Here is a 12,605-nt window from a genome sequence, read left to right on the forward strand (position 1 = left end):
CGTCTGCTATTTCAAAAACTCTGGTTTATCGGCACCAAATGGGTGAACAGGTGCCTCTTTGGCAAATTCTAGATTATCGAACTCGTAGCTATGAGCTAATCGCGTGATATCTCCATAAACGGTTTTTGTTGTCATCAAATGAGGTGCGGCCACATCCGATTTAGGCTGACTGTTGTACGCCTCTTCCTCTAGCAATCCAAGATCTTCAACCCACATGCCACTTCTCGCCAAAGACACGTTTACATGATAGGAACCACCGTCAATGGCTCTTTTTTGAATCGCCGCAAGCACTCCAGATAATGCAAAATAAGACGTCATTGGATCGTTAAGATAGAAGACTGGAGAAAATAATGGCTCACTGACACTGTCATGCGCTTCTGATACCGAGAAGCCTGAGCAAGCTTGCCCTATCGTTTCAAAACCTGCTCGGTCAGACCAAATATTATTCTTGCCATAGCAACTGATATCCAAGTAAACCACCCCATTAGCATTATGTTTTATTACCTCATCAATATCGATGCCGAAGTGTTTTGGCACATTGGGTCGGTATGAGTTAATGATGACATCTGCTTCGGAAACTAGCTGTTGTAGTTTTTCTTTATCATCTGCCAAGTTTAAATCTAAATATGCATTTCTTTTGCAGAAATTGGTTATTAGGTTTTGCGGCAAAGTGTCTTTTTGATTTGGGTTTGGCGAGGAAATATGCAAAACGTCAGCACCAAGTCTACCCAAGTTTTGACCACACATTGGCCCCGCTAATACGTGGGTGAAATCCAATACTTTGATGCCCTCTAAAACTTGCTTAGCATTCGTCGAATAAGGCACTGGTGCCGAGTCTGCCACTTTTTCAATGTCGATAACTGGTGTTTGACTGAGACTTTTCCCGACTGGGTGCTCAAGCCACTCTTCTTTCGTACGCGCGACGCAGGCCGGTAAGCCAATTTCTGACAACGCTTCTTCTAGCTCAAAAGAGTTCCATTTCGCTATTTCTTCGCCAATTCTATTCCTGTCGTTGCCGCAATCAAAAAAGTTTAAATAGCCATTTTGAAGTTTCACGTAAGGAGGACCGGCAATAATATGGATTGAGCGGCCATCCTTACACTTAAAATAGGAATTGACTGGCACGGACTCGGCCCCAACGGTCATTGGGTAACCATTTTGCAAGACATAGTGATTTTCGTGCAATGAATTCAATGCATCATGGATTTTCATCGTAGCAGTATTAATTTCACCGCTACGATATTGCCAGATCATAGAAGTCAATAAGGCATTTGCCCCTTGCCCCACAGCACTGGCGTAGCCCAGTTTATGAGGTGAATAAATAATCGGATCTTGCCCTTCGAGAACAAAATCCCCGTTAAACTGATTACTCATACCCAATATATCAATGAGCTGGCTTAATTCTGGTAAGTCACCATTTTGATAGCTTCTGGTTGTAACACTCATGATTCACCTCGTCTGTGCGCATTTATGGTCTAAGGAAGATCATAAGTATTGGAGATAATTTAAACAATAAGGTAAATTTAAAATATATTGGTTAAATAATTTAAACAATGAGATGAAGAATTCATTCGATACCATTAAAAGCATGGCAGTATTTGCTAAAGTCGCAGAGAAAGAGAGCTTCACAAAGGCAGCAAATGAACTCGGTGTCACTCGGGCTTCAGTGACCTACCACATAAAAAAACTGGAAGATAGGTTTGGTGTTACCTTGCTCAACCGAACCACCCGTAGTGTAAAGCTAACCTCATCGGGTAAACTGTATTACGACAAGTGCATGAAAATCTATGAAGAAGCAGAGAAAGCGAGCATGTTCATGGATAAAATAACCAAGGAGCCGATAGGAACGATAAGTATCTATTGCCCTATCAATATGGGTGAAGTCATTGTTCTACCTCTGCTAGAAAGATTCCATCGTCAATACCCTAAAATCCAATTGGATATTCACCTAACGGATCAGGAACCTGACATTAGCAAAGAAAATGTCGATATATCCATCCGCCATCGCCCAACCACTAAACAGAACGTATACATCACCCAACTCACAACCTTCGAACGATATATCTGTGGTTCACCAGATTACTTCGCAACGTACTCATACCCAACGAGCCTTGCAGACCTCAAAGATCATGCATGGGTACACTATCAAGAAAATAAAACCCGCCACCATGCGGAGATATCGACCAATTGCAGTGCGGGTAGGAATTACTTCGTTGAAAAAGGTCATGGTTTGGCCAGCTTCCCGGACTATGATGCATTACCAAGAATTCGTGCGGGAAAGCTCATCCGAGTACTAACTGACATTCCACCCGAAAAGAACAAAGTCTATTTGATGTACCAAAAAGGAGATAAAGATTCAGCAAAAAACAAGCTAATTGTCGACTTCCTTGTCAACAACTTTCATGATGAAGTAGAAAGGTATAAAAGTAGATCTTTGGAAAACTACTAATTGCCCGAGAGCACGTAGTTAACCCCGAGTTGCGACAAACGTTGGGAAAATACCCGCTTCGTCATAGATGAACTCAATATTGGTAAATCCAGCACGCTCAAGTTGTTCACGAGTCAGTTGCTCAGAGCGGTACTGTTGCCAGTTTACACCCAGTAGATCAGCAAAAATGGCTTTTTGAAGTAGCATCGCATCTTGATCGACTTTGTTCATATCCCAACTATCTAAAGGGGTTAGGAAGCTGCCAATAAAACGCCCTTGAGGTTTTAACACTCGATAAAATTGTTTGTATAACGACTCAACTTTCTCATCGTCTTCTACATAAATATTAAGGCCGTTGCTGGTAATCACATCAACCGGTTCATCCAGTTCAAAGCTCCACGCATCCGCTTCGACGAGTGTCACATTTCCTCGAAAGTCATACTGCTTGGCGTTATCGGCAATTTTGCCAAGAATGTTGGAATCGAGATCGACAGCAATAAGCTCTACATCTTGTTGATTCTGATAATCCAGGCTAAGAAGCTCACTCATTAGTCCTGATGGTACAGACAGTAATCGCTTGCAATTAGGTAGACATTTCTGTAGCTGCTGACGAAAGATTTGATAACGCTGCTGAGTGGCCAAGAACGTCGGTGCATCATCGAGAAGTTGTTGTTCAAGTGGATGAATTGGCCCACCCTCTGCACTGATCGCATTGGCACGACCGCGCTCTGGGTGATTGACAACGACGTCAGTCCAATAGCCATCAATACCCCGGTGCTCGATTAAAAACCGCCCTAAAGCAAACTCGCACAGCTGATCTAATAGGTTTTTATGTTGAGGATAGTTCTCGAGCCTTTTCTCTAGTTTCGCTAACTCCTTAGCAAAACCTGTTTCGTTCTTTAAAGAGTGTGACAAAATGTCTTTCATAAACCTAGCTCCTACTAAATAACATCACTTTTAACCCTTTATCCAAGTCGCTTTCAACAAACTCTGGCGGGTTATTTATACGTTCAATAAACGTTAGCTCAGGCGCTTCATTCGCCATACCATCTATTAAGAATTGGGGCGATACTGCAGGCGAGTTCACGCACGCCAACACTTGACCATGTTGTGCCAGCATATCAGGTAAGCGGCGCAAGATTTTTTGATAGTCTTTTGTTAATGCGAAACTTCCCTTTTGGAAAGACGGCGGATCAATTACGATCAAATCATATGGGCCTAATTTTCTCAATTTACCCCATGATTTAAATACATCATGAGCTAAAAAAGTAACTTTCGCTAAGTCATGCTCGTTGAGTCGGTGGTTCTCTCTACCTTTGCTTAGCGATGCCTTCGCCATATCCAAGTTCACGACATGGCTTGCACCACCTTCAATAGCAGCCAGTGAAAAGCCGCATGTGTAAGAAAAAAGATTAAGGACTCGCTTACCTGCCGTATGTTGCTTGACCCATTCTCGACCCAAACGCATATCTAAAAACAGTCCAAAGTTCTGATTTCGGCCAATATCAAGTTGGTAGCGAATACCGTTTTCCACAACCACTGGTGAGCTTTGCAATTCACCAACTACCGTTTCCGTGGGAGCCCCTTCAAGATATCGATGTTGCAACGCAATACTTTTGCCCTGCTTGTCTTTCCACACCTGAGTTTTGCTAAAGGACACTAAGCCATCGATAAGCTTGCCAATAAATTCGTTGTTAGCGTCTTTAAATACGTTAACGACGAGCTGACCCTGAAGCCAATCGCAGGTGAGTTGTTCCAGCCCTTGCCAACATTGCCCTCGACCATGGAATAACCGACGCAATTCATTGGGTATGGTTTGTAGCTCTGATTCAATATGCTCAAAAAAAGCGGGCAATTTTTCTACCTGCATTGGGTCCTCAGTTTGTTTTTATTGTTGGCCAAGGTAATGACCACGGGGATGATAACGCTTCGATGACTTTGCTCGTTGGCTGCGAATGCCACTTTTTTCCAAAATCGGAGAATTCTCTTGGATCACATACGAACTGGTGATCCTTTTCTTTATAACGGAAACAAAGTGCAAACGCATGAAGGTAGCCTCTATCACTAACAGAGCTAGCGTTGTATATAGGGTCGCCCACTATCGCTGAGCCTAACGATTTCAGTGCAACACGTATTTGATGCGTCTTACCTGTTGCAGGCTTACATAAAAACACGCGCTCACCGGGCTCGCCAGCATAAGAAAAAAATTGTGTCAGTGCTGGGTTTTGTTTTGATTCAAGTAACTTCCATGCAGAGCGACGCGAACGCTCCATATCACCAATAATGAGGCCTTGTTTTTTCTTAGGCTTTTTCGCTCCAATCGCCAAATAAAACTTATCGACGGCCCTATTGGCAAAAAGCCCTGAGAGCTGGCTCGCTGAAGAAGCATTTCGAGCTAAAAGAAGAATTCCTGACGTCATTTTGTCTAAGCGATGAACAAGGTACAACTTATCCATCCCGAGCTGCTTTTGCACGATTTGAAGCAGCATAGTATCGCCATCATCTTTGTGAACCGATACATTCGGGTGCTTATTAATAACCACAAAGTCGTCGTGAGTGTAAATTAAATCGAACATATAGCCTCTTATCTTAAGAGGCGGATTATATACCCAAATTACTTCGAGATGCGAGCTAGGAAAAAAGCCGCACAACGCAGCTTTTTTCGATGAGGTTTAAGGAACTACGAGAAGAAAAACACCAACACCATTAAGATAGGACACACTACTCTCACGTAAGTCGGCCAAACCTTCCAAAACCAGCCTTGTTCTATCTCTGGGTAACCCTGCTTCAATTCGGTTAACACTTGATGTCTTTGCCAAATCCACCCGGCAATCAAAGTCAGGATCAAACCAATGATTGGCTGCGCATAAACGGTTGTCAGTTTAATCACCAAACCAAACAAATCGGCGAAATTAAGCACAATAACCCCAGAGATCACCATAATCACAATACCAATCCAAATCGTTGCGACTTTACGCGACTGATTTAGCTCTTCAATCGCCACCGCCACGGGTACTTCAAGCATAGAAATGGATGACGTCAATGCTGCGATCAACATGACCGCGAAAAACAATACGCTGATGATGCCACCAATAGAGCCCATAGAATCAAACATGGCAGGAAGAACTTGGAAAACGAGCGTATCAGAGCTGAGTAACGTCCCAGCATCAGAAAATATCTCTACACCGTTATGTTTCGCCACAAACATAGCAGGCAATATTAATAACCCTGCGGCAAAAGCAACACCGGTATCCACCAAAGCAACTTGCGCGGCTGTTTTCGGCAGATTGGCATCTTTGTTTAAATACGACCCATAAACCATCATGGCGCAAACCCCTAGTGAGAGAGAAAAGAAAGCTTGTCCCATTGCACTTACAACGACGCCAGTATTGAAGTGAGAAGTGTCAGGAATCAGATACATCTGCAAGCCTTGCATGGCTCCTGGTTGAGTGAAAATGTACCCAATTAACAAAATAAAAAGTACAAATAAGACTGGCATTAAACGACTGGACCATTTTTCAATCCCCTCAGTGACACCACTTTGCACGACATACATGGTCATGATCATAAACACGATCATCAGAATGAGGTTTCGGCTGGTGCCAAACTCGGTCAACCAAGACGCAGCATTTGTCGCCCCAATTAACTCTATACCACTACCCGCAAATGAACCGACTAGCCATCCAGCAACAATGGAATAGAAGCTCAAAATGAGTGAAACGACGAGCATCCCCGCAACGCCAATGATAACAGCGGCCACCTTGCCACTAGGCCAAACGGCTTTTAAAGATCGGATGGGATTCGCTTGCCCATAGCGACCAATGGTTAACTCCGCGACTAAAATCGGATAGGCTAACAGAAAAACCATCAGCAGATAGATAATCAAAAATAACGCGCCACCATTGCTGGCCGCTTGTGTTGGGAATCCCCAAATATTTCCTAAACCCACTGCTGAACCCGCAGCGGCCAATATAAAGCCCAACCTCGAAGAGAAGTGGCCTCTCGAACTTCCTGCCATAAATGGTCTTCCATTTCCTAATGTAATTATTTCAAGTCTACACAATGATCGGGCGTACGCCGTTCTTAGTGCGGCGCAAGTAAACCAGTTAACTAGTACAAAGAAAAGATAAAATTATCAATTTTCCAACATATGGCCAAATCACTAGCCATTGATATACGTTTCTCCTCACCTTCTTCGCGCTTTAAACGAAGAATATTCAAACAGATTGTTGCAAAGTCGTAGATAGATAAAGCTTCCCTTGCTCACCACTTTCGATTTACTATTCAACAAGTTGTTTTATACGAGTTTCTCAATGGAAAAGTTTTACCACTTTCTAACGCTTGCTGGCATCGCTCTTTACTGGTTATTGGTTGCTGGAACCACTTTGCGTGCAGTACTCAAACATCGCTCTGTCAGCGTTTCCTTAGCATGGCTGCTCGTCATTTATACCATTCCCATAGTTGGTGTATTTTGCTACTTTCTGTTTGGAGAACTCAATCTAGGTCGCCAGCGAGCAGAGCGAGCCAAAGAGATGTTCAAGCCTTATGCTAGTTGGTTTACCCAACTCAACGAATGCCAAGCGCATTCTCGCGAGACCTTTGGCTACCATATATCCCGTATTGACGAATTATGTAACAACCGGCTCGGCTTACCATCATTAAGTGGAAACACACTCACATTAAAAAACGAGCCACAAGACATATTGCGCTCGATAATCCAAGACATAGAATCAGCTCAATCTTGTATTCGTTTGGTCTTTTATATATGGCACCCAGGAGGCTTAGCTGACGCCGTATCATCCGCGCTCATTAAAGCGGCCAAAAGGGGAATCGAAGTTAAACTACTTGTCGATTCTGCCGGTAGCGCAAATTTTTTCAAAAGCCCTTGGCGAAAAATGATGCAAAATGCTGGCATTGAAGTGGTTCAAGCACTTGAGGTTAGCCCTTGGCGTATGTTCCTGCGTCGCTTAGATCTTAGGCAGCATCGAAAAATCATTGTCATTGACGAGCAGATAGCCTACACAGGCTCAATGAACCTGGTCGATCCCGCCTACTTCAAACAAGAGTCTGGAGTTGGGCAATGGATTGACATGATGGTCCGCATTACCGGGCCTACAGTTAACGTGTTATCGGCCATACACGCTTGGGATTGGGAAGTAGAAACAGGCTCAAGAACACTGCCACACCTGCCAGAGTGTGAAATAGAGCCAGGTAGTACGCATCACCCTATTCAGGTGGTGCCATCTGGTCCGGGTATGCCAGAAAATTTGATCTCTCAAGTGCTGACGTTGGCAATTAACCAAGCGAATCACTCGGTACGTATTACTACGCCTTACTTTGTCCCTAGCGTTGACTTACTTGAAACCTTGAAGATGACCGCGCAACGCGGTGTCAAAGTCGATTTAATCATTCCTCATAAGAACGACTCACTCATGGTGCAGTGGGCATCACGAGCTTTCTATACTGAACTCTTAGAGTCTGGTGTGGAGATCCATGAGTTCTACGGTGGTCTACTACATACCAAATCCGTTGTCATTGACGAGCAATTCAGCCTTGTCGGTACTGTTAACCTTGATATGCGTAGCTTGTGGCTCAACTTTGAGCTGACGCTAGCCATTGATGATGATCATTTCACTAAAGAGATGCTGATGCTTCAAGAAACCTATATCGATCATTCTCACTCGTTAAAACTAGAAGAATGGAAGAAAAGAAAAGTCTATTATAAGTTTTTTGAACGAGTGTTTTATTTGTTTAATCCGTTGCTTTAATTTTGTTTTGTATCCAAAGTTATTTCATAAAAGCGCAGATTATTTAGGGCACGCCCTAGGCATAAGTTAGTCCATTTTTCAGTTGCAATTGCCCGCCCCATTATGCTTTAAATACGGAAATGTTATTTTCGACAAGGATATATTATGCCTCATGGTAAAAAGACTCAGATGGTCACGGCAGGGCGCGATCCAAAGTGGACACAGGGCGTGGTTAACCCGCCAGTTCAGCGGGCATCGACAATACTCTTTGACACAGTAGCCGATAAGAAGAAAGCCACAATAAACCGAGCCAATAAAACGCTGTTTTATGGCCGAAGGGGTACCAACACCCATTTCGCATTTCAACAAGCGATGACAGAAATTGAAGGTGGCGCTGGTTGCGCACTGTTTCCAAGTGGCGCCGCTGCTATCGCCAATTCGATACTGGCCTTTGTCGAAACCGGTGACCATATACTTATGGTCGACACCTGCTACGAGCCAACTCGTGATTTCTGTAATGTCATCATGAAAAAAATGGGCGTAGAGACCACTTACTACGATCCAATGATTGGAGAAGGCATCCGCTCACTGATCCAGCCAAACACAAAAGTGCTTTTTACTGAATCTCCAGGCTCTATCACTATGGAGGTCCAAGATATCCCAAAGTTGTCCAATATTGCTCACGAGCACGATATTATCGTGATGTTGGACAACACTTGGGGAGCTGGCGTGAATTTCTCTCCATTTGACTATGGTGTTGATATATCCATTCAAGCGGCCACCAAATATATTGGTGGTCATTCTGATATCATGCTGGGCACTGCTACCTCGACAGCAGAGCATTGGGATCAACTGCGTGAGCAGTGCTATTTGATGGGACAATGCGTTTCTCCTGATGATGTCTATATGGCACTAAGAGGCATACGAACGCTTGGCATTCGATTGAAGCAACATGATGAGAATGGGCTTAAAATCGCCAACTGGCTAGCAAAGCGCCCTGAAGTGGATCATGTTCGCCACCCTAGCCTCGCGAGCTGCCCAGGGCACGAGTTCTTCAAGCGGGATTTCTCTGGGGGCAACGGACTCTTTTCTTTTGTTTTGAAACACAGTCACCCGAAAGCCACCACGGCACTTTTAGACGGCATGACACATTTTGGCATGGGATATTCTTGGGGAGGGTTTGAAAGTTTGATACTTGCAACCGAGCCAAGCAGCTTTAATTCACTACGAACTATCGCCAACCCTCAGTTTTCTGGCACGCTAATCCGTTTGCATATTGGCTTAGAAGATGTTGAAGATCTTATTCAGGATCTTGAGACGGGTTTTGAGCGTTATAACGCCGCTATTAAAAATGGCTAACATATCTAATACCCCATAAAAAGGGGTATGTCTGATTAATGGTCAGCCCAGACAAATAAATGTTTTTTCTGGGCTAAACAGCACCTAAGGTTGTAAACAGGCTATCAAAGTTAGCCACATTTATAACTCTTAGTATTTTTGTATGAGGTGTTATCAAAGTCAGGATATGCTGCACTGCGCATCACTTCAGCTATGGTGCGATATATTTTCACCCAAGCTTGACGTGTTTTATCGTCAAAATCATTACCTAACCCCGTCTTTAACGTGTACAACAGAGCATTCCCAACTGGCGTGTAGTCATCGACCGTAACCCCATACGCGACATGTCGTTTAGCCAGTTGCTCTAAAACAGGAATAAGTGACTCGAGATCATCTAACCCTTTTACCGCAACACTCAATGTAGACATGAGCTTTTGCCCTTGCCCCTTCAAGTCTGACTTAAATAACGCTCTCAACTTAGGGTCATATTCGAACAGTTTGTTATAAAAAATTTCCGCTGCTTGTTCTGCGATGGGTTCTACCTTAGCAAAACTCTCTTGAATCAAGCTTTTTTCAATCGCCGTAATTGACATGTCACCTTCTTCCCTAACCAATGATTATACTTTGAATTTCCTTAAATCTGTGGTGAGTTGATCAGCTAGGTGTGACACGGACTCTAGCTCGTCAACTAAACGCTGCAATTCTTGATGCGAATCTCTGGTTGAATGCTGCAACTGATCCAACTCTTCTTCAAACTGCACTGACATATTCGTTTGCTGTGTTATTGCTGATGTAATGCTTGCAATCGATGTAGCAATGGCTCCCTCTAACTGCCTAGAGTGCTCCAACCGTTCTGATACGGTAAGTACGCGTTGCTGAGCGTGAGAGGTCGTTTCAATATTTCGAGTGACACTATCAACCGCTTGTTTTGCTAAGTCTTGCAGAGATTCTACTGTATCTTGGATTGATACCACTGACTCTTGTGTCCGATGAGCGAGAGAGCGTACTTCATCGGCAACCACCGCAAAGCCACGACCTTGTTCACCAGCACGGGCCGCCTCTATCGCAGCATTCAATGCTAATAGGTTGGTTTGATCGGATATGTTCTTAATGATGTCTAACACGTCACCGATTTGATTGCTGTTATCACTTAGTTGTTCAATGATGGCAGAACTTTCTTGCATGCTGGTCGCCAAGTTGCGAATGTCTTCAACACTTGCCAACATCTCTTCACTACTTTTTTGAATTTCGGCATCCGTCTCACTGATGTTATTCGACGAGGTTTCAGTGTCTTTGGCAATATCTTTGATACTATCTGTCATTTGATGAATGACCGCATTGATGTGCTCAGCCTTTTGCGTTTGACTGTTGATGCTGTCTGAAATGTTACCCGCATCGTTTGCAACGTTATTAACCGATTCATTCACTTTCGCCGCGCTACTAATCACAGAAGCAACAATGCCTCTAAATTTGGTCAAGAACTGGTTAAACTGCGCCGCCACTTCCCCTATCTGATCTTTATCACCCTCTTCAATATGCGCTGTCAAATCACCATCACCTTTCGCCAGCGAAGCTAGTGACTTCTGAAGTTTGTTTGTACGTTCAAGCACCACTTTCTTGAATAGAATATAAAGGACAACCGCAACCGCCAATATACCGATAAAGGTCACCATGATGATTTTCCAACGAATTTCGTTGGCTTGTGCGTAGATAGGTGCAAGGGGCTTAACCACTTCCAGTACGCCCCTAACGTCTCCTAACTTCCAATCTGTTTTTGGCGATTCTGGGTGAGAGTTATGGCAATTTACGCAGCCTTGAGCTTGCATGGTATCAGCCAACGCTACTTGCAACATCGGGCCATTTGGTGTATCGCCAATTTCTATGAAAGGTTTTTTCGGATCAGCTTGAAGTGCTTGCCATGCTCGCTTTTGAAAATCATTCAGTTGTCGGTTAGCACGGTTTGGAAAGGGAAATGCGCTAAATAGTTTAAAGGAAAGACCTTCAGAAGAAATGAGGTCGCTCAGCTCATGAACGAGGGTGGCAGGGAGTGGAATGCTGTCTTTACCAGAGTGTTCATAATGAGGCTTCATACCAAAAGCTTTTGCCTTACTAATCACATTTTTGGTGTAATAGCCGCGTAGTGTTTTAAACTGGCTTACCGTCGAAATAGCATCATTCGTTGATGCTTGTATTAGCGCCTGTTTCTCAATATGCGGTAAATATACGCTCAGCACTATCGCCAGCAATAATAGTAACCCCAATGTGGGCACCAAAAATTTTGTAAGCATAATTATTAATCCCTTAACCAATTGTTTTGCAGCTACTATATGTCCGCTCAACTCCTGACCAATAGAGTATAGCAATGGGATTGGCATTTTCCATTCACGTTGGTATTGTATTATATACAGTATGAGAAAGGTAAAGCTTCACTGAAATAATGAATTGGGCCAACATTTTTTAATTAGCCCTTTTCCGTTAGCGGTGGAGTGATGGCTTATTACTGAGCTAACTTTTCAACTTCTTTTTTCTAAAACACTGATTTGCATGGTCGTTAATCAAACCAGCGGCTTGTAGGTGGGAGTACATGATGGTTGAGCCGATAAACTTAAAGCCCCTCTTTTTTAGGTCCTTACTTAACGCGTCTGATACAGGAGAAGTAGCAACATAATCGTCAGCAGACTGAATATCATTGACCATCACTTTATTGTCTACAAAGCCCCAAATATACTGCGTAAAGCTGCCAAACTCTTGTCGTATATCGTGAAACCTTTTCGCGTTATTTATTGCGGCTTCAATTTTGGCACGATTGCGGATAATCGCGGTGTTTTGCATCAAATTTTCAACGTCTTCTGATGTAAACTGAGCGACTTTATTGTAATCAAACTGGGCAAAGGCAGCGCGATATCCTTCTCGGCGTTTCAATATCGTATACCAACTTAATCCCGCTTGAGCCGATTCCAACACCAAGAATTCAAACATCTTGGTGTCATCGTATACTGGCACGCCCCACTCCTTGTCATGATATTCCACATAATCCGGCTTGGTCATATCGACCCAAGGACAACGTTCACACATATAAACTTCCTTTATTC

Annotated in this window: 11 protein-coding genes; 3 read left to right on the forward strand and 8 right to left on the reverse strand. The window is 43.5% G+C overall.

Annotated features, from left to right (window positions below; all coding sequences use genetic code 11):
* Window positions 1–6: 6 nt before the first annotated feature.
* A complete protein-coding gene (locus M9194_RS11465) occupies window positions 7–1,446 on the reverse strand; it encodes a CoA transferase (protein WP_250612780.1) in 1,440 nt (479 codons plus the stop codon).
* Window positions 1,447–1,558: 112 nt separating this feature from the next.
* On the opposite strand from M9194_RS11465, the gene M9194_RS11470 reads away from it, so the two are divergent.
* The gene (locus M9194_RS11470) at window positions 1,559–2,449 is read left to right on the forward strand and encodes a LysR family transcriptional regulator (protein ID WP_250612781.1); all 891 of its coding nucleotides are present in this window, start codon (window positions 1,559–1,561) and stop codon (window positions 2,447–2,449) included.
* A gap of 18 nt (window positions 2,450–2,467) precedes the next feature.
* Here M9194_RS11470 and M9194_RS11475 read toward each other — a convergent pair whose 3' ends face one another.
* The 4 genes from M9194_RS11475 to M9194_RS11490 all read right to left on the reverse strand — a co-directional run bounded on the left by M9194_RS11475 (window position 2,468) and on the right by M9194_RS11490 (window position 6,446).
* Entirely contained in the window at window positions 2,468–3,355 is an 888-nt protein-coding gene (locus M9194_RS11475) for a class I SAM-dependent methyltransferase (protein WP_250612782.1), read from the reverse strand.
* Between the two features lie 4 nt (window positions 3,356–3,359).
* Window positions 3,360–4,298, reverse strand: coding sequence for a class I SAM-dependent methyltransferase (locus M9194_RS11480; RefSeq protein ID WP_250612783.1), 939 nt, complete (start codon window positions 4,296–4,298; stop codon window positions 3,360–3,362).
* A 7-nt stretch (window positions 4,299–4,305) separates the two neighbouring features.
* Entirely contained in the window at window positions 4,306–5,004 is a 699-nt protein-coding gene (locus M9194_RS11485) for a TIGR01621 family pseudouridine synthase (RefSeq protein ID WP_250612784.1), read from the reverse strand.
* 104 nt (window positions 5,005–5,108) lie between these two features.
* Entirely contained in the window at window positions 5,109–6,446 is a 1,338-nt protein-coding gene (locus tag M9194_RS11490; protein ID WP_250612785.1) for a sodium-dependent transporter, read from the reverse strand.
* Window positions 6,447–6,741: 295 nt separating this feature from the next.
* On the opposite strand from M9194_RS11490, the gene cls reads away from it, so the two are divergent.
* Together cls and M9194_RS11500 are read left to right on the forward strand one after the other, a co-directional pair.
* Window positions 6,742–8,196, forward strand: coding sequence for a cardiolipin synthase (gene cls, locus M9194_RS11495; protein WP_250612786.1), 1,455 nt, complete (start codon window positions 6,742–6,744; stop codon window positions 8,194–8,196).
* 144 nt (window positions 8,197–8,340) lie between these two features.
* Window positions 8,341–9,534 (forward strand): cystathionine beta-lyase, encoded by a 1,194-nt coding sequence (locus M9194_RS11500; protein WP_250612787.1) that lies wholly within the window; start codon window positions 8,341–8,343, stop codon window positions 9,532–9,534.
* 110 nt (window positions 9,535–9,644) lie between these two features.
* Here M9194_RS11500 and M9194_RS11505 read toward each other — a convergent pair whose 3' ends face one another.
* The 3 genes from M9194_RS11505 to M9194_RS11515 form a co-directional block, all read right to left on the reverse strand.
* Window positions 9,645–10,106 (reverse strand): globin family protein, encoded by a 462-nt coding sequence (locus tag M9194_RS11505; RefSeq protein WP_250612788.1) that lies wholly within the window; start codon window positions 10,104–10,106, stop codon window positions 9,645–9,647.
* Between the two features lie 24 nt (window positions 10,107–10,130).
* On the reverse strand, window positions 10,131–11,801 hold the full coding sequence (locus M9194_RS11510; RefSeq protein ID WP_250612789.1) for a methyl-accepting chemotaxis protein: 1,671 nt from the start codon (window positions 11,799–11,801) through the stop codon (window positions 10,131–10,133).
* A gap of 217 nt (window positions 11,802–12,018) precedes the next feature.
* Window positions 12,019–12,588 carry a DNA-3-methyladenine glycosylase I gene (locus M9194_RS11515; RefSeq protein WP_250612790.1) on the reverse strand — a complete coding sequence of 190 codons (570 nt, stop codon included), beginning with the start codon at window positions 12,586–12,588 and terminating at the stop codon, window positions 12,019–12,021.
* Between the last annotated feature and the right edge of the window lie 17 nt (window positions 12,589–12,605).

The organism is Vibrio sinus, assembly GCF_023634645.1.
Taxonomy (GTDB): Bacteria; Pseudomonadota; Gammaproteobacteria; order Enterobacterales; family Vibrionaceae; genus Vibrio; species Vibrio sinus.

Coding starts and splice junctions, on each gene's coding strand:
- M9194_RS11465 (WP_250612780.1), bottom strand. CDS start 1,446: ATGAGTGTTACAACCAGAAGCTATCAAAATGGTGACTTACCAGAATTA.
- M9194_RS11470 (WP_250612781.1), top strand. CDS start 1,559: ATGAAGAATTCATTCGATACCATTAAAAGCATGGCAGTATTTGCTAAA.
- M9194_RS11475 (WP_250612782.1), bottom strand. CDS start 3,355: ATGAAAGACATTTTGTCACACTCTTTAAAGAACGAAACAGGTTTTGCT.
- M9194_RS11480 (WP_250612783.1), bottom strand. CDS start 4,298: ATGCAGGTAGAAAAATTGCCCGCTTTTTTTGAGCATATTGAATCAGAG.
- M9194_RS11485 (WP_250612784.1), bottom strand. CDS start 5,004: ATGTTCGATTTAATTTACACTCACGACGACTTTGTGGTTATTAATAAG.
- M9194_RS11490 (WP_250612785.1), bottom strand. CDS start 6,446: ATGGCAGGAAGTTCGAGAGGCCACTTCTCTTCGAGGTTGGGCTTTATA.
- cls (WP_250612786.1), top strand. CDS start 6,742: ATGGAAAAGTTTTACCACTTTCTAACGCTTGCTGGCATCGCTCTTTAC.
- M9194_RS11500 (WP_250612787.1), top strand. CDS start 8,341: ATGCCTCATGGTAAAAAGACTCAGATGGTCACGGCAGGGCGCGATCCA.
- M9194_RS11505 (WP_250612788.1), bottom strand. CDS start 10,106: ATGTCAATTACGGCGATTGAAAAAAGCTTGATTCAAGAGAGTTTTGCT.
- M9194_RS11510 (WP_250612789.1), bottom strand. CDS start 11,801: ATGCTTACAAAATTTTTGGTGCCCACATTGGGGTTACTATTATTGCTG.
- M9194_RS11515 (WP_250612790.1), bottom strand. CDS start 12,588: ATGTGTGAACGTTGTCCTTGGGTCGATATGACCAAGCCGGATTATGTG.